This is a genomic window from Ruegeria sp. C5 (assembly GCF_056537605.1).
Map to the genome: position 1 here is coordinate 197,114 of NZ_JBQFRX010000006.1, position 17,555 is coordinate 214,668.

Sequence of the window (17,555 nt, forward strand, 5' to 3'; positions counted from 1 at the left end):
GGTGACGCCTCTGCCGCAGTCCATTCTGTTCTGTTGCGACCACAATTCGGTTCGGTCACCCATGGCCGAAGGCATCATGAAGAAGTTTTACGGCACCGGCACCTATGTGCAATCCGCCGGTGTGCATAACGATCTTGAGATCGATGGGTTCTGCATCGCAGCCTGTCAGGAGATTGGCGTTGAGCTGTCCCGTCACCGCTCGCGTTCTTTTGACGAAATGGAGCAATGGGGCGATGACCTCAGTTCATTTGATCTGATCGTGGCCCTGTCACCCGCCAGCCAGCGAAAAGCGCTGGAACTGACGCGTTTTTTTCACCTCGATGTCGATTATTGGCCAATTATGGACCCTACCGGACTAGGTGAAACCCGCGAGGACAAGCTACGTCATTATCGACAAACCCGAGATCAGATCATCGCGCATCTGAAAGACCGCTGGGGCGAACCGACGGAGTGACCATGAACCCGACCGTGAAAACTTATTTTGATGCCTTCAATGCCGGTGATGTAGATGGCATGCTGGCCTGCCTGTCGGATGACGTGGCCCATCATGTCAACGAAGGTCAGATTCGCGTCGGCAAAGAGAAATTTGCCGCCTTCTGCGCGCATATGAACCGCTGTTACCGCGAGAACCTGACGGATATCGTGATCTTTGAAGCCGAAGGCGGTACCCGTGCTGCGGCTGAGTTCATCGTCAACGGAACCTATCTGGAAACTGATGAAGGTCTGCCAGAAGCGTATGGGCAGACTTACCGCTTGCCTGCGGGTTCGTTTTTTGACCTTAACGACGGGAAGATCACCCGCGTGACCACTTTCTACAACCTTGCGGACTGGACCAAACAGGTCTCGAATGGCTGAGATTTCGCAGGTCCGCGCAATGACCGGATCGACATTGGTCGACGCGTTGGATGAAGTCGCGCGCCTGCGGATCGACGTATTTCACGCCTGGCCATATCTCTATGATGGCGATCTGGAGTATGAGCGGAAATACCTGCAGTCTTATGTCGACAGCGCCAGGGCCATCGTTGTCGGAGCGTTCGACGGTGAAACTTTGGTGGGTGCTTCGACGGGTGCACCCTTGACGGATCACGCCGACGATTTCGCGGCCGCGTTCGAAGGCTCGGGCCTGTCGCTGGGCGATGTCTTCTATTGCGCAGAATCGGTTCTGCTGCCGGAGTATCGCGGGCAGGGCGTAGGCCATACGTTCTTTGATCTGCGCGAAGCCCACGCCCATGCGATGGGATTCACCAAAAGCGCCTTCTGCAGTGTAGTACGCCCTGACGACCACCCCATGCGACCAGATCATTACCGCCCGTTGGATGCCTTCTGGCGCGCGCGGGGTTATGCGCCGCTTCCTGGCGTCGTGGCGCAATTCTCGTGGAAGGATCGAGGCGACGATTGCGAAACCCAAAAGCCGCTTCAATTCTGGATTCGGGATTTATAAGCCATCCATGCGCGTCGCGCCGGGTATTTGAAACGGGTTGTGGCATTGTGAGTTGGCGATGACATGTGCGGCCGAATTTGCCTGAAACACCCTGTGATTGTATAGTTTCACTTATTCAATTGCGCGTTTTCATGGGGAAATTTGATGAAGTCCGTTTTCAATCGCCTGATTCCGGCCTTGGTGCCGGTGACTTTGATCACCGGTTGTGCCTATGAGAACAGGGCCTTTAATGCCGAGCAAACCGTGCTGTCGAATACATCGGGAGACGTTATCCAGCACGCTGTTGGGATCGGGGGTGCGTTTGAAACGGCACCAAAAACATTTCAGTCCACAAGCCTGTTGCTTGAACGCGGTCCTATTCGTACGTCGTATTATGCGCTGCAACTTTCAGATGCCTACAAAAGGCTGGGCGACGAAGCAGCGCGCAATCGGGACCTGACAGCGGCGGCACTGATCACTGTAGCAGGCGGTGCCGCGCTTGGAAGTGCGGCCTCGATCTCAGGGAAAGACCTGGCTTTGGTCTTGGCCGGTGGAGCTTTGATCAATGAAGGCGTCAAGTACGTAAACCCTAACAGCGCGGCGCAGGCTTTCTACGTGGCATCCGAGTCAATGGCGTGCGCAAGCGCTGCGATTGCCGCCCATGTACCTGTGGACACTCCACCAGACATTCGTGTGTCTTCTCTGGCCCTTTGGTACATTCGAAAAATTGAGGTTTTGCTGCGCGCGGGATTGAAGCGGGACGTACCGGACTGGAACACGTTGCTCAAAAACCTTGGTTTGACGAGGCAAGGAGCCAATGAGGTGGACGCTCTGCGAGCTGGAGACATAAACCTCAGTGCATTGGAAGTAGACTTGGAAAAGTGCCTGAGGCGAGAACCGGTCGAGAAAGGCAAAGCCAAGACTTAGTACGTCGTGCGGGAGACTTTTCCGTGGTACAAAAGATACGCCTCTGTTTTTGACCTCAATCCGAAAACTGCCGCCGTTTTGCTGCGCGGATCTCGCGAGCTTGTTGTTCTTGACCAACGCGAAATGAATCCTCGACGAAATCCATATGCGTGCGTGCAGCGGTTTCTGCGTGGTCCGGGTCGCCGTCGATGATGGCCTGCGCGATTGCCTTGTGCTGTTCAAGCAACGCTTCACCCGTGCCGTCCATCGAGCGCAGGAAGCGGCGGTTGTAGAACACGCCTTGGCGCGTGAGGTCATAGATGGATGCCATCATGTGGATAAGGGTCGTGTTTTGGCTCGCATCGACAACGGCGGCGTGCAGTCGAAAATCAGCCTCTTCACTGGCATCCTGATCGTCATTCTCCCAGGCTCGCTGCATTTCATCGATGATTTCTGCGATCCGTTCCTTGTCGGACTGTGTGGCGCGCTGTGCGGCGAGGCGGCTGGCAAAGGCCTCTTGCTCGCGCCGGTATTCAAGATAATCGTAGAAAGCACTGCCGTGCCGGGCATAGAGAGACAGAAGGGCGGGCGACATGGCACGACCGGTCAGTGGGGCGATAAAGGTGCCCTCGCCATGTCGCACGGTCACCAAGCCGCGATTTTCGAGGATTTGGAGTGCTTCGCGCAGCTTGGGGCGTGAAACGCCTAGGGCTTCCGCAAGCTCCCGTTCAGACGGGATTTTGCGACCCTCTTTCAGGATTCCATCAACAATCATTGTCTCGATTTGTGCGACGACCGCATCGGCAATTGATTCGTGACCAACGGGATCAAAGAGGCTGTTCGTGCTCATAATTCCTGTCCGGTAGTTAGATTAAAGGTCGTCGAGGTTGTTTATAATATTTACCACTAGCTTTCGGCATTGCAAGAAAAACTACCCAAAAATACGGATGCTCGCCGCGCATATAAGCGTTTGTTTTTATTGAGTGTCGCAAAATTATTCGAAAATTTCGGGTTATGAAAGGTCAATCTTGGTTATGAGCCACACCACCGCGGTGTAACCAAATTGGTAAATAAAATTGTTGACCGAATGATAAGGTAAACAATATTTACCACTTAAGCCGTGCTCGCGGCGAGAGTGACAGCCAGACCACCGGCTGATCTTTACCTTGGAGGAGAACCCATGAAGACCACCCTGACATCGCTTGCCGTTGCGGCCTCGCTGCTGGCAGCCCCGGTTGCCCACGCGGCGGATAAGATGCTGCTAAAAACCCCAATCGCGTTTTCAACCGCACTACCGGGCCTCGGCTCGCCGATCCCGCGCGTGGCCGAACAGCTGGACCTGATGTCCGGCGGCACGCTGAAGATGAAGGTTTACGAACCGGGCAAGCTGGTCCCGCCGTTTGAAATTCTGGATGCGGTGTCTTCAGGCAAGATCAATTCGGGCTATACCACCGCCGGCTACTGGGCGGGTAAGATCCCGGCTGCACCGTTGTTCTCGGCCGTTCCGTTTGGCCCCGAGGCGGGCGAATACATGGCGTGGCTCTACTATGGCAACGGCATGAGCTTGTATCAGGAGATGTATGATCAGGCCGGTTTCAACGTCCATGTCATTCCCTGCGCCATTATCGCTCCCGAAACCTCGGGCTGGTTCGCGAATGAGATCAACAGCCCCGAGGACCTGAACGGCCTGAAGATGCGCTTTTTCGGTTTGGGTGGCGAAGTGATGCAGAAGCTGGGTGTGGCCACCTCGCTCCTGCCCGGAGGTGAAATCTTCCCGGCACTGGAAAAAGGCGCGATCGACGCGACCGAATTCTCGATGCCTGCCATCGACGCACGCCTCGGTTTCCACAAGTTGGTCAAGTACAACTACTTCCCCGGCTGGCACCAGCAAGCGACAGTGTTTGAACTGATGATCAACAAGGACGTCTGGAACGAAGCCAGCGATCAGCACAAAGCGATCATCGAAAATGCCTGTAAGGCTTCGATGGCTGACAGCTTTGCCGAAGGTGAGGCGATCCAACACGCTGCGCTGCTGGACAACGTTGAAAACAATGGTGTTCAGATCAAGCAGTGGAACGACGAGATGCTGTCGACCTTCCGCGCGACCTGGGAAGAGGTTGCCGCAGAACAGGCCGCCAACGACGAATTCTTTGCCAAGGTTCTGGCCGACATGAACGAATTCCGTGACGGTTATGCGGTCTGGAAAGAGAACGCATTCCTCCCCCGCAAGTAAATTTGCCACTTGCGATTATCCGGGGGCGGCTTCCTTCCGCCGCCCTCGGACCCTTCTGATTTTCTTTATTTTCCCCAACGACCCGGACGCATTCACGTCCCCACTGCCAAACTCTTGAGGAGGAGACCATGGCCGAGACACAGCGTCATCAGGACGACCCGATTGAAGTCTATGAAAGTATCCTTGAGCATGGTGAGCCCGACCGTCAAAAGCTGGCAGTAGCGATCGACAACGGCGTCAAAGCGGTAGGTCATGTGGTCATGTGGGCCAACCTGTTGCTGGTTGGGGCCATCGTTTCACAGGTGGCGATGCGCTATCTACTGAACCAGAACTATCCCAAACTAGACGAGATCCAGTGGCATTTCTACGGGTTGGTGACGATGGTCGGCATCTCGTATGCGCTGGTCACCGACAGCCATGTGCGAGTGGACTTGCTGCATATGCAACTCAGCCAGCGTGCGCGGCGGATTATCGAGATCATCGGAATTTTCACCCTGCTCGTGCCGTTCATCTATCTGATGATCGATCAGGGCTATGACTATTTCTACGAAAGCTGGAGGGTCAACGAATCCTCGGACAGCCCCACCGGCCTGCCCGCGCGTTGGGCCTTGAAAGGTGTGATCCCGGCCAGTTTTGTATTGCTAGCATTGGCTGCAGCGGCGCGGCTGATTCACGACGTGCACGCGCTATTCATGAATTTGGATGAAGAGCGTCAGGGCAAGGGCCTGCGCCTGATCATCTGGGCCCTTCTGGGCTTTGCTGTGGTCGCAACAGCGCTGACCTTCCTGGTTGAAACAACCGAGGAAAAACTGGTCATCGCCATGTTCCTGACCTTCATCGCGTTGCTGTTCACCGGATTCCCGGTGGCGTGGACGCTGGCCGGGGTTGGCGTTGCCTATTGCGGTCTGGCCTATCTGTTCGACAATGGCATGATGAACTGGACCGGGCTTGAGGAAACGCTGACCGGTCTGGACTATCTGACGCTGGGCGCGGTGGTGAACCGGGTCTATGCCACCATGTCAAATGCGGTTCTGGTGGCGCTGCCAATGTTCATCTTCATGGGCCTGATGTTGGACGAATCCGGTGTGGCCGAGCGTTTGATGTCTTCGATGCAGCGCCTGTTCGGCACGGTGCGCGGCGGGCTGGCGATCACGGTAACGATGATCGGCATCATTCTGGCTGCTTCGACAGGTATCATCGGGGCGTCTGTGGTTCTGTTGGGCGTGCTTTCGCTACCGTCGATGATGGAGCAGAAATACAGCCCCTCATTGGCCGCCGGTGTGGTCAGCGCTTCAGGCACGCTGGGCATCCTCATCCCGCCGTCGATCATGCTTGTCATCATGGCGGACCAGATGGCGCTATCGGTCGGCGACCTATTTATGGCTGCAGTGTTCCCCGGCGTGATCATTGGCGGGCTCTACCTGTCCTATATTTTTGTCATCGCCCTGATCAAACGCGACGTGGCCCCAGTACCCGAAGGCGCAACCCGTCCTGACTGGAACGCAGTCAAGGACGTGCTGATTGCAGTCTTGCCGACGCTGGCCCTGATCCTCGCCGTGCTGGGCTCGATCTTCGCGGGTTTGACCACACCGACCGAAGCCTCGGGCGTGGGCGCGTTGGGAGCCACTCTGCTGGCGCTGGGATATCGCAAGCTGACGCTGGCCAAGCTGGTGAATGTGCTGAAAGCAACGTTCAACACCACCGCCTATATCTTCGCGATCTTCCTTGGTGCGACGGTGTTCTCCTATGTCTTGCGCGAACTGGGCGGCGACGCGCTGATCGAGGATATGATCCACGGTACCGGGCTCGGCCCAAATGGCACTGTCTTCATGATCCTGTTCATCGTCTTCCTGCTGGGCTTCGTGCTGGACTGGATCGAGATCACGCTCATCGTTCTGCCCTTGATGCGCCCCATCGTGAACGGGCTGGGCCTGGATATCGACGGCTTCGGTGTCATCGATGAACCTGCGCTGGTGTGGTTCGTAATCCTTGTGGCGGTGACGTTGCAGACCTCTTTCCTGACACCTCCGGTTGGATTTGCGCTTTTCTATCTGAAAGGGGTCTGCCCGCCCGAGATCAAGCTGACTGACATCTACAAAGGGATTATCCCATTCGTGATCCTGCAGCTGACCGGCCTGTTCTTTGTCTTCTTGTGGCCGCAACTGGCCACGTGGTTGCCCTCGGTCGCGTATTAACGGAGGGTAGCGGGATGAACGATGCCGATCTGATCAAGCGTCTTCAGGCCATTTGTGGGCGGCGGCGCGTTTTGACTTCGTCGCGCAGCACCCGCCGCTTTCGCCGGGGGTTCAGATCGGGTGAAGGGGACGCGCTCGCGGTGGTTCAGCCCGCTACGCTGCTGGAACAATGGCAGGTGCTGCAGGCCTGTGTTGCCGCTGACAAAATTGTCATCATGCAAGCCGCCAATACCGGCCTGACCGAAGGGTCTACGCCCAAGGGTAGCTACGATCGTGATGTAGTGTTGATCAACACGCGGCGGATGGACGATCTGCATCTGATCAATGATGGCAAGCAGGTCATCAGCTTTCCGGGCAGCACACTGTTTGCGCTGGAAAAGCTGCTGGACCCGATTGGCCGCCAGCCGCATTCGGTGATCGGATCTTCGTGCATCGGTGCCTCAGTCGTTGGCGGGGTGTGCAACAACTCGGGCGGTTCGCTGGTCGAGCGCGGCCCCTCCTATACCGAGCTGTCACTGTACGCGCGGATCACTCAGGACGGCGAGCTTGAGTTGGTCAATCATCTGGGCATGCAGTTGGGTGATACACCCGAAGAAATCCTGACCCGACTGCAGAACGGTGATTTCTCAGCAACTGATATAGAGACCGACAATCGCAAAGCCTCTGACACCGATTACGCCCGTCGGGTGCGTAATGTAGATGCTGAAACGCCAGCACGCTTTAACGCTGATAAGTCGCGTCTATACGAAGCAGCGGGCTGCGCGGGTAAACTGGCGGTTTTTGCGGTTCGGCTGGATACATATGCCAAGAACGAAGCAGAACGTACTTTCTACGTCGGGGCGCACGACACCGAGGCATTCACGGAATTGCGCCGTAGCATCCTGTCCGACTTCAAAACCCTGCCGGTCAGCGCTGAATACATGCATGAGGAGGTATTCGATATCTCTGACCGCTATGGCAAAGACACCATGGTGATGATTGACAAGTTGGGAACCGACCGTTTGCCCACTTTCTTTGCGCTGAAGGGCGCGGTGGACGCGCGTTTGGAAGGCATACCGGTTCTCGGCAATTTTACCGATCGTTTCATGCAGTTCGCGATGCGACTTTGGCCCGATATCCTGCCGCGCCGGATGCGGGCCTATCGGGATCGGTATCCGCATCACCTGATACTCAAAATGCGCGATGGCGGTATCGATGAAGCGCGCGATCTACTCAATGACATGACTGCCGAAGACAAGCTGGATTTCTTTGAATGCGACCTGCGTGAGGCAAAAATCGCTGGGCTACATCGTTTTGCTGCCGCAGGTGCAGCCATTCGTTATATGAAGGTTCATGCAGCCGAAGTGGAAGATATCATCGCCCTAGATATCGCGCTGCGCCGCAATGACGTCAACTGGTTCGAAGACTTGCCAGCTGAGATCGCGGATCAACTGGTCGGCAAACTCTACTATGGCCACTTCATGTGTCATGTTCTGCATCAGGATTACATCGTCAAGAAAGACGCAGACCCGAACGCGTTGAAGGCCGCAATGCTAAAGTTGCTGGACAAACGCGGCGCTGAATACCCGGCCGAACATAATGTTGGCCATCTCTATGCAGCCAAACCCGATCTGGCAGCTTTCTACAAGTCGATCGATCCCACGAACAGTATGAACCCGGGAATCGGAAAGATGTCCCGCAACAAGCACTATTCGTGAGACGGAACGCCGCTGACCCGTATCCGTTGGATACTACTTGAAGCTGCGGCTGTCCTTGATCTGATCCCAGGCCCAGACGACCTCTTGCAACTGCTCTTCCTGAGATCGGTCACCACCGTTCATATCCGGGTGCAGCACCTTGATCAGCTTCTTGTAGGCTTTGCGAATCTCTGCCTTCGACCAGCTATCTTGCGCTTCGAGGATCTCAATCGCGCGGCGCTCGGTCGGTGGCAGGCGTCGACCGCCGGAATTGGCGCGGCCGGGATTTTTGGTGGCGTTTTCGCCTAGAACCTGATGCGGGTCCTCGATCCCCAGACGTGCCCAGGCACGGGCCTCGGGATCGCCCATCGGTTTGGTCTCACGCTCCCACACTTTGTCCTTCGAACGCTGCGCGTTTAGTTCGGCCTCGGTGGTGCCGTCGAAGAAATTCCATTTCTGGTTATATTCGCGCACATGTTGCTGGCAGAACCAGAAAAAATCATCCAGCACGTCCGGAGCTTTGGGCGCGCGAAACTTACCGGGTTCTTCACAGCCCTCATGATCACAGATTCGCACCGAAGTTTCGGACGCACCTGACATACCCCGACGGCCGCGCGGCTTCTTTTTCTTAGCGCTCGACACGGACATATCGAATCCGAAGGGATCTGACTTTACCATCTGCACAACCTCACGAAGGCATCTTTTCGACTCGGAGGCAGCAGTTTAATCTAAGCAGCCGAAAGTAGAAGAGGGGGACGGCAATTTATTTGCCGTTGAGCATAAAAATGAGCGTGACCGACGAAATCCGTGAACGATTGCAGGCAGCATTTAACCCGCGTGAGCTGGAGGTGGTTGACGACAGCGAGAGCCATCGTGGTCACGCTGGATATCAGGAGGGCGGTGAGAGTCATTTCAACGTCCTTATTCGTTCTGCGGCTTTCGAGGGGCAATCCCGCGTTGCCCGCCATCGCGCAGTACATACGGCATTGGGGGATATAGTCCCCCGTATCCATGCGCTTGCTCTGGATATCGACGTCTGACAGTCGCGGCCTTGGTTCAGATAAGCGACGATTACGTCGCCAATTCTCTGCGGATTTAACCTCGATCAAGGCATCGCGATACATGACCCTCTAATATTCGCCTCGTCGATCTCCGGTTAACCGGAGCGATCAGATTTGCGGATAATGAGGGCTTTTTAAATGATGACCAAAGCCAGAACGTGGTTCTCGGCACTGTCGACAGTTTCATTGCTGTCGGTGGGTGTTGCGTTCCCGGTTCACCATGCTCAGGCGGAACAGCCGGGCCCGGTAGAAGCCATTGAGTTCGACCAAGCCAAGGCGGCACTTGGCAAACGTTTGTTTTTTGACCCGCGCCTGTCTGGCGACACCGAACTGTCTTGCGCCAGCTGCCACCAGCCGGAAAACGGCTTTACCGACGGGCAGGCCCTATCGGATGCCTATGCCGGCAGCCTGCATTTCCGCAACGTGCCGACGCTGATTAACAGCGCCAAGCGCGCCGCGTGGTTCCATGACGGGCGCATTGGCACCAACCTCAACGACGCGGCCCGCGAAAGCATCACCGAGACATATTCGATGAACATGGATATGCGTTTGATGCAGGAACGCATCAAGCAAGATCCGGTTTATGTCGAGATGTTCGAAGCCGCCGGATTTGGCGAGCCGTCGAACGGCGGGGTCCGTAACGCCATCCCGGAATATCTGAAAACGTTGATTTCGCGCGGTGCGCCATTCGATACCGGCGAGATGTCGGAAGACGCCAAGGCGGGCTATGAGCTGTTCAATGCCAGCGGCTGCAATTCCTGCCACTCGGGCGAGCGGTTCACGGATGATCTGCCGCACAATATCGGCGTGGGCGACAACCCCGATATCTGGGCGACCCCGGAACGTCACATCACCTTTGTGACCATGATGAAGTTCCTCGGCGTCGAGAATTACATGAACCTGCGCGCCGACCCCGGTGCGTATATCCGCACTCACACCGCCGATACCTTCGGCACGTTTATGACCCCCACGCTGCGTGAGCTGATCTATACCGCGCCATTTATGCATAACGGCTCGATTGCGACGCTCGAGGATGTGGTGGCCTTCTACAACGCCGGTGGTGGCGAAGATGAAAACAAGGATCCGCGCATCAAGCCGCTTGGCCTCAGCGAGACCGAACAAGCACAGCTGGTGGCCTTCCTTAAGGCGCTGTCTGGTGAGCCGCTGACCGGCCCGGACTTCGTCGCCGAGGACATCGATACGGATTATGCGCCGATCGAAAACTGGCAAGACGCGACAAACTGAGGAGTGGACCCATGAAAGACCTAAAGTCTTACCTTTCAGGCACAATCGCCACCGCTGCCCTGTTTGCCGTCCTAGGTGCACAGGCGATTGCGGAAACCAGCATGGAGATTGAGGCCGGCATCGGTGGCGCAGACCCCGATGTAGACTCGCCGCTGGTGGCGCTGGGCGAGCCGCCGATCCCGCTGGACAACCCGCAAACCGACGCCAAGATCGAACTGGGCAAGATGCTGTTCTTTGATGCCCGTCTTGGCGGGAATCCGTCGACGCCCTGTTCGGCCTGTCACATGCCAGATGTCGGCTGGGACGTCGAGGCACCGATCTCGTTCGGCTATCCGGGCACGACCCACTGGCGCAACAGCCAGACCATCGTGAACTCGGCCTATTACGGCAAGCTGTTCTGGGCAGGTTCCTCGAAAAGCCTTGAGAACCAGGCCAAATCCGCCGCAGGCGGTGCGGTCGCCGGCAACGGTGAGGCCGACATGATGGAGGCGCGCCTGGCCTTCGTCCCCGAATATGTCGAACGCTTCAACGATGTCTTCGGCGATCAGTGGCCGCGTATCAGCAATGCATGGCGGGCCATCGCCGCGTTTGAACGGACCATAGTTCAGACCGACACGCCCTTCGACAATTATCTGCGTGGGGATGACGCGGCGCTGACCGACGAGCAGAAACGCGGGCTGGAATTGTTCACCGGCAAGGCGCAGTGTTCCGAATGCCATAACGGTGCGTTGCTGTCGGATGAAAAATACTACAACACCGGTGTGCCCGCCTATGACGGTTGGCAGGACGATGGTCTGGCGCAAGTCACCTTCCGGTATGAGCTTTATGCCAAAGGCTCGACCGAAGAGATGTACCGCCACACCAAGGACGACCCCGGCTTCTATTTCCGTACCAAGGAAAAGGCCGACAAGGGGAAGTTCCGCACGCCAAGCCTGCGCTATACCCTCTATACCGAACCCTACATGCACAACGGCATGTTGGAGACGCTTGAGGATGTGGTCGAGTTCTACAACCAGGGCGGCGGCGAGAATGAGTTCTCGGCCAATAAATCTCCGCTGATCCAACCCCTTGGCCTGAATGATCAGGAAAAAGCGGATCTGGTGGCCTTCCTGAAATCCCTGTCCGGTGACGAGATTCTGGTCGAAGAACCTGATCTGCCGGATTACCAGCCGCTTCCCGCGGCAGCAGAGGAGTAAGCGTCATGAAAGATCATAACGCAACCGGATGCAGCTGTTCGGGCGACGCCAAAAAGGCCTGCACAGTGAACCGCCGCCAGTTCCTGTTCGCCTCGGGTGCCACCACCTTTGCCGTGATGGTGACCATGCCCACCCGCCATGGCCAGGCGGAACAGGTGCCCGCTTTGGTATCGACCTATCCGCGCAAGCTGATCGGCAAACTTTCCGAGTTGGAACAGGATGTGCCGGTCGAGTTCTACTACCCGGACGAGGGCGACTATTCGGACTCGATCCTTGTGAAAACCGGCGTGGAAAGCGGCGGCGGCATTGGTCCGCAAAAGGATGTTGTGGCCTTCAACCTCACCTGCACCCATCAGGGCGGGTCGATGTATGACAGCTACAAGCCTGAACATAAGGTGCTGGGCCCGTGCCCGTTGCACCTGTCCACCTATGACGTGACACGGCACGGCATCCTCGTCTCGGGGCAGGCCTACCAATCGTTGCCACAGGTCCTTTTGGAACTGGATGGTGACGATATCTACGCCGTTGGCATGTTCGGCCTGATCTACGGCCGTTACGACAACCTCATTGCATAAGGGAAGCGGAATCATGGCAACCCCGTATTACGTACCCGAAACCAACGTCCCGCTGCCGCCCAAAGGGGCCGAGGTCATCTCGACCGCCTGCGACTACTGCATCGTGGCTTGTGGTTACAAAGTCTACCGCTGGCCCGTGACGGCCAAACCCGGTGGCCCAACTGCGGACGAGAACGCCTTTGGCGAGGATTTCCCCGTTGCACCGTTGGGTGCCTGGGTCGCGCCGAACCAGCACAATATCGTACTGCACAAAGGTCAGCCGCACCACGTGGTGATCATCCCTGACAAGGACACGCAATACGTCAACACCGACGGCGACAGTTCCTTGCGGGGCGGATGTATCGCGCAGAAATGCTATAACCCTCAGACGCCAACACGCGACCGCCTTAAGACGCCGCTGATGCGGATCTATGGCACCTTGATGCCGGTTCCGTGGGATCTGGCGCTGGATGTTGCGGCTGAGGTGGGCAACCACGTGATCGCCAAGCACGGTACCAATGCCTATGGCGTAAAAACCTTCAGCTATCAGTATATCGAGAACACGTATGCGATCTCGAAATACGCGCTGCGCCATATCAACACCGCAAATTTCACCTTCCACGACACGCCGTCCGACGTGACCTCGACCCCCGGTTTCCGGGATGCGGGTTTCGACAATTTCGGCCCGTCGTATGAGGACTGGCGGGATGCGGAAACGCTGCTCGTCTGCGGTACCGACCCCTATGAGACCAAGACCATCCTCTATACTCAGTGGATGATGAAGGGGATGCAGAACGGTCAGAAAGAGATCTATTTGATCCCGCGCCGGTCTGCCGGTGTGGCCCATGCTGAAAAGATGGGTGGCCTGCATATCGACGTTCTGCCCGGTACCGACCTGCTGGTCGTCAACGCCATCGCCCGCGTCATCGTGGAAAATGGCTGGGAAGACAGCGACTGGATCAAGAAATGGGTCAACAACAAGTGGGAAAGCTCGTCGGGCTTCGGTCAGGGCACCCGGAACACGCCATGGCAGTGGCGCACTACGTGGGGCAAGTTCCAGACCAAAGGCTTCGAGGATTGGAAAGAATGGCTGCTGTCGCAGGACGAATTCGCGCCTGAGACCGCCGCCGCTATGGCCGAGATCGACGTGCAGAAGATCTATACGGCTGCTGAATGGCTGGCCAAACCCAAGGCGGATGGCACCCGGCCCAAGACCTCGGTCATGATCGAGAAAGGGTTCTACTGGTCGAACAACACCGGCAACACACAGGCGATATCCGCGCTGGGCATCATCTGTGGCTGTGGCGGTCGTCCGGGTCAGGTGATTGGCCGGGCCGGTGGTCACCAGCGGGGCGGCGTGAAGGGCGGGAAATACCCGCGCAACAAGTCGCCCGAGAAACTGCCGGGTCGCCGTCGCCGCGCCATGGATACGGACCGGTATCTGATTGCAGGTCATACCCGTATGGCCCATGTGATCGGCACCACATGGATTCAGGCGATGTGTGGTTCGCAACAGTTAGCTGACAAGTTCGAGGAACTGACCGTCCGCAACCCGCATCAGATTGCGTCTTTCGACAAGCAAGAAATGATCGACACGCTGAAGGCCCGCGCCGACAGCGGCGGTATGGTGGTCATCAACCAGGACATCTATCTGCAGGATCCGATCGGCAACCGCTATGCCGACATCGTGTTCCCTGCAGCGACCTGGGGCGAAGAGGACTTTCTGCGCGCCAACGGCGAACGCCGCCTGCGCCTGTACCAGAAGTTCTATGATGCGCCCGGTGCGGCCAAGCCCGACTGGTGGATCATTGCGCAACTGGCACAGCGGATGGGCTTTGACGGGTTCGACTGGCAGAACTCGAACGAGGTCGCCGAAGAGGCCGTGCGCTTTACGCGTGGGTCGCGCAAGGACTTCCACGCGGTCCACCGTCTGGCAAAGAAAGAGGGTAAGGGTCTGCACCAGAAGGTCCGAGAATTCGGCACCGATGGTGTGCAATGCCCGGTCATGCTGGATGCCGACGGTGTCACGCTGATTGAAACCAAGCGTCTGCATGACACAACCCGCACGCTGCCTGATACCGGTGCGGCTGGTGCGGATGTATTCAACAAGAAGCTGACGCACTTCAACAGCCAGACCGGCAAGTGCAACATCCAGAAATCGCCGTGGGGCCTGTTCTCGGATTATTGGGAATGGCTGAAACCCAACAAGGACGAAGGCGAGTTGTGGGCCACATCCGGTCGGATCAATGAACGCTGGCAGTCCGGTTTCGACGACCGCCGCCGCCCGTATATCGTGCAACGCTGGCCGGAGAACTGGGTCGAGATTCACCCCGACGATGCGGCCGAGCGTGGCATCGAAAGCGGCGACTATGTGATGGTCTATTCGGAACGCGTTCCGGGCAACAAGACCACGCTGCTTGGTGTGGAAGGCGATGACTTCCAGTTCTCGAAACTGATGGAGAACGGGCACATCGAACTGACCAAAGCGGCGATCACAGCCGTGGCAATGGTCACGCCCGCCATAAAGAAAAGCGTCGTTTACATGGACTTCCTGCACATGCAGCAGCCCGCCAACGCGCTTGAGGGCCGGATCGTCGACTGGATCAGCGGCAACTACAACTACAAGATGGGCGTTGCCAAGGTCCGCAAGCTGGGGCCGAGCCCCTACAAGACCTCGTTCCGCACGATGTCCTTCGCGCCGCGCGATATCGCCTGACGCTTTTCCGGGGGGCGGACGCCATGCCGCCCCTCGGGTCCGGTCCCACTGCAGAAGGGACCACCTGGAAGGCAGGCTTCGGTTGGGAAACCTGTCTTCCACATTCACCCAACCCGTCCCAACGCAAAACCTGGCAGACCTGATATGAACATGCATTCCGATACCGCCCTGCGTGACGAGGCCACCAGCCTGTTCTCCGACTATGCAAAATCCGATTATGACGTGATCCGCCTGCGCGCCATTCAGGCTCTGGCCGCCATTGGGGCGGCCAACCGCCCGGCCTTGGTCGAGGCGCTGCTGGATGATGACGAAGACGTCCGTCAAGACGCAGCCCAAGCGCTGGGCGCGCTGGGCGTAACGGAGGCCGCGCCGCAACTGCTGGAAAACTTGATCCACGATCCCTGCGGTGAGGTGAAACTGGCCTGCGTCACCGCCTTAGCACAGCTGAACGCCAAGGAGGCCATGCCGTACCTGCGCACCCTCGTCACTGGACGCGGCGAGGATATCACGTGGGACGAGGACGAGCTGCATCAGGATGAATGGGACGACTGGCTGGATACTCAGATCGCGGCGATCAAAGCGTTGGGTCGCATGGGCGATGCGGCTGCGATTGAACCCATTGTCATGGCCCTGATGGACGAAGACGGGCAGGAACTGGGGGATGTGGCCTGCGAAGCGCTGGGCCAGATCGGTACGCCGTCCGTGCCGACCTTGGGTGTGTTCGCCCAATCCTCGAACCGCCGTCTGCGTCACCGCGCTCTGCGCACACTGGCCACCATCGGAGGACCCGAGGCCGAAGCCATCTTGTGCAAAGCCACCAACGACAAGGACGGGGCCGTGCGTCTGATCGCATATGAGGCGCTGATGCCGAACGACCCGGTGCTTGTCGAACACGCCCTGACAGATGCGGTCGAGGATATCCGCATCGCAGCGCTGAACCAGTCCGGCCTTTCCGAACCCGAACTGCTGGACCGCATGATGCGCGACCCCGGCGCCAAGGTGCAACTGGCGCTGATCGACCGGCTGGACCGCAGCCAGCCTATCGTTGATCAAGACGACCTGCGCTGGCAGGTGCTGGATTTCCTCGCAACCGGACAACAGCCCGAGGTCTCGGCGCAGGCGCTGGGCCTGCTGGCGGCGTTGGCCCCGCAACTGGTGGCAGATCGGCTGAACGCGCTGTTTTCGGTCGATACCGATGACCTCAAGGCCGAGCGTCTGCAATGGGCGATCGTAGACGCGCTGGCGACCTCGCCCTTGCTCGAGGCGGCAGAGTGGTTGCAGCGCGCCTGCCGCTCGCCTTTTCGGTCGGTGCGGCTGAAGGCCGTGGCCTCGCTGGCGATGATTGTTACTGACACCGACCGCCCGCATGTGAACCAGCAGCAGGGCCGCGAATTGCTGCTGTCCTTCGCGCTCGCCCCGATGAGCGTGGTCGAAGACGCGCACGAGGAAGAGGCCCTGCAAACCGACATCGCCGCGCTGGAAGAGGCAGGGCTGGATGTATCCGACGGTGGTGAAAACGGCCCTACCTCCAGCCTCGGCGCGATCCTTGGCCATGACGCTATCGCGGCAGAGATGAAGAAAGAGGCCGAGGATGATGACCTGCACCCCCTGACGCCACGCGAGCAGGCATTGTTGGTCAAGGCCACCCGCCATCCCAAACGCCGCCGCGTGGCGTTGGATGACAATGCCGAAGCCTTGGAGCGTGAGACCCGCATTTCGGCCATCCGCCTGCTGGGCGACGTCACAGGTATGCAGATCATGCTGGCGCAGATCGCGCAGGACCCCGAGACCGAGATCGCTGCGCAGGCGCTGGCGGCACTGGGCTTGTCGGTCGCGCGCAACGGGTCCGAACTGAACCAGTCGCATTTGATCGAGCTGATCACACAGGGGCTTTCGCATACCGATGCCAATCTGTCCCTGCAGGCGCTGAACCTGCTGCAACGGGCTGACCTGCCACCGCAGGATGCGCTGCGGGGCAAATTGCGGGCAATGCTGAAAACCGGAGATACTGCCTTTCGTATCGACGCCATGCAGATTCTGACCCGCTGGGACGGGACGGCCGATGTGGCGCGCAGCTTGCTGGACGATGTCTCGGCCCCGGTACGGCAGGCGGCGATGCGGCTTTTGTCTGAAACGGCCCCGGATCAGGCAGGTGCGGCCATCGTACCCTTCCTTCTGGCCAATCCTGAGCAACGGATCGTGACCTATGTCAATGACAGCACCCCTGCCTTGGTGTCCATTGGGCGCGAATTGTTGGCCGGATTGCGCGACGAGAACCGCCGCGCCCAGTGGCCGGTGTTGATCAGCGCTTTGGCCGACCTGTTGGGAGACCCCCACCGGGCGGTCTGAAACC

General features: G+C 58.1%; 15 protein-coding genes. 13 read left to right on the forward strand and 2 right to left on the reverse strand.

Annotated elements, in window-relative coordinates; all coding sequences use genetic code 11:
* Window position 1 precedes the first annotated feature (1 nt).
* The 4 genes from ACR0AW_RS18130 (at window position 2) to ACR0AW_RS18145 (ending at window position 2,347) form a co-directional block, all read left to right on the forward strand.
* The gene (locus tag ACR0AW_RS18130; protein ID WP_170398460.1) at window positions 2-454 is read left to right on the forward strand and encodes an arsenate-mycothiol transferase ArsC; all 453 of its coding nucleotides are present in this window, start codon (window positions 2-4) and stop codon (window positions 452-454) included.
* A 2-nt stretch (window positions 455-456) separates the two neighbouring features.
* Complete coding sequence (locus ACR0AW_RS18135; protein WP_170398462.1) at window positions 457-855, forward strand: ketosteroid isomerase-related protein; 399 nt, start codon at window positions 457-459, stop codon at window positions 853-855.
* The gene (locus ACR0AW_RS18140) at window positions 848-1,441 is read left to right on the forward strand and encodes a GNAT family N-acetyltransferase (RefSeq protein ID WP_170733862.1); all 594 of its coding nucleotides are present in this window, start codon (window positions 848-850) and stop codon (window positions 1,439-1,441) included. The genes ACR0AW_RS18135 and ACR0AW_RS18140 overlap by 8 nt, the downstream gene beginning before the upstream one ends.
* A gap of 144 nt (window positions 1,442-1,585) precedes the next feature.
* Window positions 1,586-2,347: a hypothetical protein gene (locus ACR0AW_RS18145; protein ID WP_170733863.1), complete on the forward strand. Its 762-nt coding sequence runs from the start codon at window positions 1,586-1,588 to the stop codon at window positions 2,345-2,347.
* A 55-nt stretch (window positions 2,348-2,402) separates the two neighbouring features.
* Here the strand turns inward: ACR0AW_RS18145 and ACR0AW_RS18150 are convergent, their stop codons facing one another.
* On the reverse strand, window positions 2,403-3,176 hold the full coding sequence (locus ACR0AW_RS18150; RefSeq protein ID WP_170733864.1) for a FadR/GntR family transcriptional regulator: 774 nt from the start codon (window positions 3,174-3,176) through the stop codon (window positions 2,403-2,405).
* Window positions 3,177-3,506: 330 nt separating this feature from the next.
* Here ACR0AW_RS18150 and ACR0AW_RS18155 point away from each other — a divergent pair, with 330 nt between their 5' ends.
* The 3 genes from ACR0AW_RS18155 to dld all read left to right on the forward strand — a co-directional run bounded on the left by ACR0AW_RS18155 (window position 3,507) and on the right by dld (window position 8,451).
* Window positions 3,507-4,559 carry a TRAP transporter substrate-binding protein gene (locus ACR0AW_RS18155; RefSeq protein WP_170398473.1) on the forward strand — a complete coding sequence of 351 codons (1,053 nt, stop codon included), beginning with the start codon at window positions 3,507-3,509 and terminating at the stop codon, window positions 4,557-4,559.
* Window positions 4,560-4,687: 128 nt separating this feature from the next.
* Window positions 4,688-6,754 carry a TRAP transporter large permease subunit gene (locus ACR0AW_RS18160; protein WP_170733865.1) on the forward strand — a complete coding sequence of 689 codons (2,067 nt, stop codon included), beginning with the start codon at window positions 4,688-4,690 and terminating at the stop codon, window positions 6,752-6,754.
* A gap of 14 nt (window positions 6,755-6,768) precedes the next feature.
* Window positions 6,769-8,451 carry a D-lactate dehydrogenase gene (gene dld, locus ACR0AW_RS18165; protein ID WP_170733866.1) on the forward strand — a complete coding sequence of 561 codons (1,683 nt, stop codon included), beginning with the start codon at window positions 6,769-6,771 and terminating at the stop codon, window positions 8,449-8,451.
* A gap of 33 nt (window positions 8,452-8,484) precedes the next feature.
* On the opposite strand, the gene ACR0AW_RS18170 is transcribed toward dld, so the two are convergent.
* Window positions 8,485-9,108 (reverse strand): DnaJ domain-containing protein, encoded by a 624-nt coding sequence (locus tag ACR0AW_RS18170; RefSeq protein WP_170398478.1) that lies wholly within the window; start codon window positions 9,106-9,108, stop codon window positions 8,485-8,487.
* A gap of 107 nt (window positions 9,109-9,215) precedes the next feature.
* On the opposite strand from ACR0AW_RS18170, the gene ACR0AW_RS18175 reads away from it, so the two are divergent.
* The 6 genes from ACR0AW_RS18175 (at window position 9,216) to ACR0AW_RS18200 (ending at window position 17,551) form a co-directional block, all read left to right on the forward strand.
* The gene (locus ACR0AW_RS18175) at window positions 9,216-9,470 is read left to right on the forward strand and encodes a BolA family protein (protein ID WP_170398480.1); all 255 of its coding nucleotides are present in this window, start codon (window positions 9,216-9,218) and stop codon (window positions 9,468-9,470) included.
* 162 nt (window positions 9,471-9,632) lie between these two features.
* Window positions 9,633-10,736, forward strand: a complete 1,104-nt coding sequence (locus ACR0AW_RS18180) for a cytochrome c peroxidase (protein WP_170733867.1) — start codon at window positions 9,633-9,635, stop codon at window positions 10,734-10,736.
* Window positions 10,737-10,747: 11 nt separating this feature from the next.
* The gene (locus ACR0AW_RS18185; protein ID WP_480439567.1) at window positions 10,748-11,932 is read left to right on the forward strand and encodes a cytochrome-c peroxidase; all 1,185 of its coding nucleotides are present in this window, start codon (window positions 10,748-10,750) and stop codon (window positions 11,930-11,932) included.
* Between the two features lie 5 nt (window positions 11,933-11,937).
* Entirely contained in the window at window positions 11,938-12,507 is a 570-nt protein-coding gene (locus ACR0AW_RS18190; protein ID WP_170733868.1) for an arsenate reductase (azurin) small subunit, read from the forward strand.
* Between the two features lie 13 nt (window positions 12,508-12,520).
* Window positions 12,521-15,202 carry an arsenate reductase (azurin) large subunit gene (locus tag ACR0AW_RS18195; RefSeq protein WP_170733869.1) on the forward strand — a complete coding sequence of 894 codons (2,682 nt, stop codon included), beginning with the start codon at window positions 12,521-12,523 and terminating at the stop codon, window positions 15,200-15,202.
* Window positions 15,203-15,352: 150 nt separating this feature from the next.
* Window positions 15,353-17,551, forward strand: coding sequence for a HEAT repeat domain-containing protein (locus ACR0AW_RS18200; protein ID WP_480776507.1), 2,199 nt, complete (start codon window positions 15,353-15,355; stop codon window positions 17,549-17,551).
* Window positions 17,552-17,555 lie beyond the last annotated feature (4 nt).

Excerpts from the sequence above, each read along its gene's own strand:
- ACR0AW_RS18135 (WP_170398462.1), top strand. The coding sequence starts at position 457 with ATGAACCCGACCGTGAAAACTTATTTTGATGCCTTCAATGCCGGTGAT.
- ACR0AW_RS18140 (WP_170733862.1), top strand. The coding sequence starts at position 848 with ATGGCTGAGATTTCGCAGGTCCGCGCAATGACCGGATCGACATTGGTC.
- ACR0AW_RS18145 (WP_170733863.1), top strand. The coding sequence starts at position 1,586 with ATGAAGTCCGTTTTCAATCGCCTGATTCCGGCCTTGGTGCCGGTGACT.
- ACR0AW_RS18150 (WP_170733864.1), bottom strand. The coding sequence starts at position 3,176 with ATGAGCACGAACAGCCTCTTTGATCCCGTTGGTCACGAATCAATTGCC.
- ACR0AW_RS18155 (WP_170398473.1), top strand. The coding sequence starts at position 3,507 with ATGAAGACCACCCTGACATCGCTTGCCGTTGCGGCCTCGCTGCTGGCA.
- ACR0AW_RS18160 (WP_170733865.1), top strand. The coding sequence starts at position 4,688 with ATGGCCGAGACACAGCGTCATCAGGACGACCCGATTGAAGTCTATGAA.
- dld (WP_170733866.1), top strand. The coding sequence starts at position 6,769 with ATGAACGATGCCGATCTGATCAAGCGTCTTCAGGCCATTTGTGGGCGG.
- ACR0AW_RS18170 (WP_170398478.1), bottom strand. The coding sequence starts at position 9,108 with ATGGTAAAGTCAGATCCCTTCGGATTCGATATGTCCGTGTCGAGCGCT.
- ACR0AW_RS18175 (WP_170398480.1), top strand. The coding sequence starts at position 9,216 with ATGAGCGTGACCGACGAAATCCGTGAACGATTGCAGGCAGCATTTAAC.
- ACR0AW_RS18180 (WP_170733867.1), top strand. The coding sequence starts at position 9,633 with ATGACCAAAGCCAGAACGTGGTTCTCGGCACTGTCGACAGTTTCATTG.
- ACR0AW_RS18185 (WP_480439567.1), top strand. The coding sequence starts at position 10,748 with ATGAAAGACCTAAAGTCTTACCTTTCAGGCACAATCGCCACCGCTGCC.
- ACR0AW_RS18190 (WP_170733868.1), top strand. The coding sequence starts at position 11,938 with ATGAAAGATCATAACGCAACCGGATGCAGCTGTTCGGGCGACGCCAAA.
- ACR0AW_RS18195 (WP_170733869.1), top strand. The coding sequence starts at position 12,521 with ATGGCAACCCCGTATTACGTACCCGAAACCAACGTCCCGCTGCCGCCC.
- ACR0AW_RS18200 (WP_480776507.1), top strand. The coding sequence starts at position 15,353 with ATGCATTCCGATACCGCCCTGCGTGACGAGGCCACCAGCCTGTTCTCC.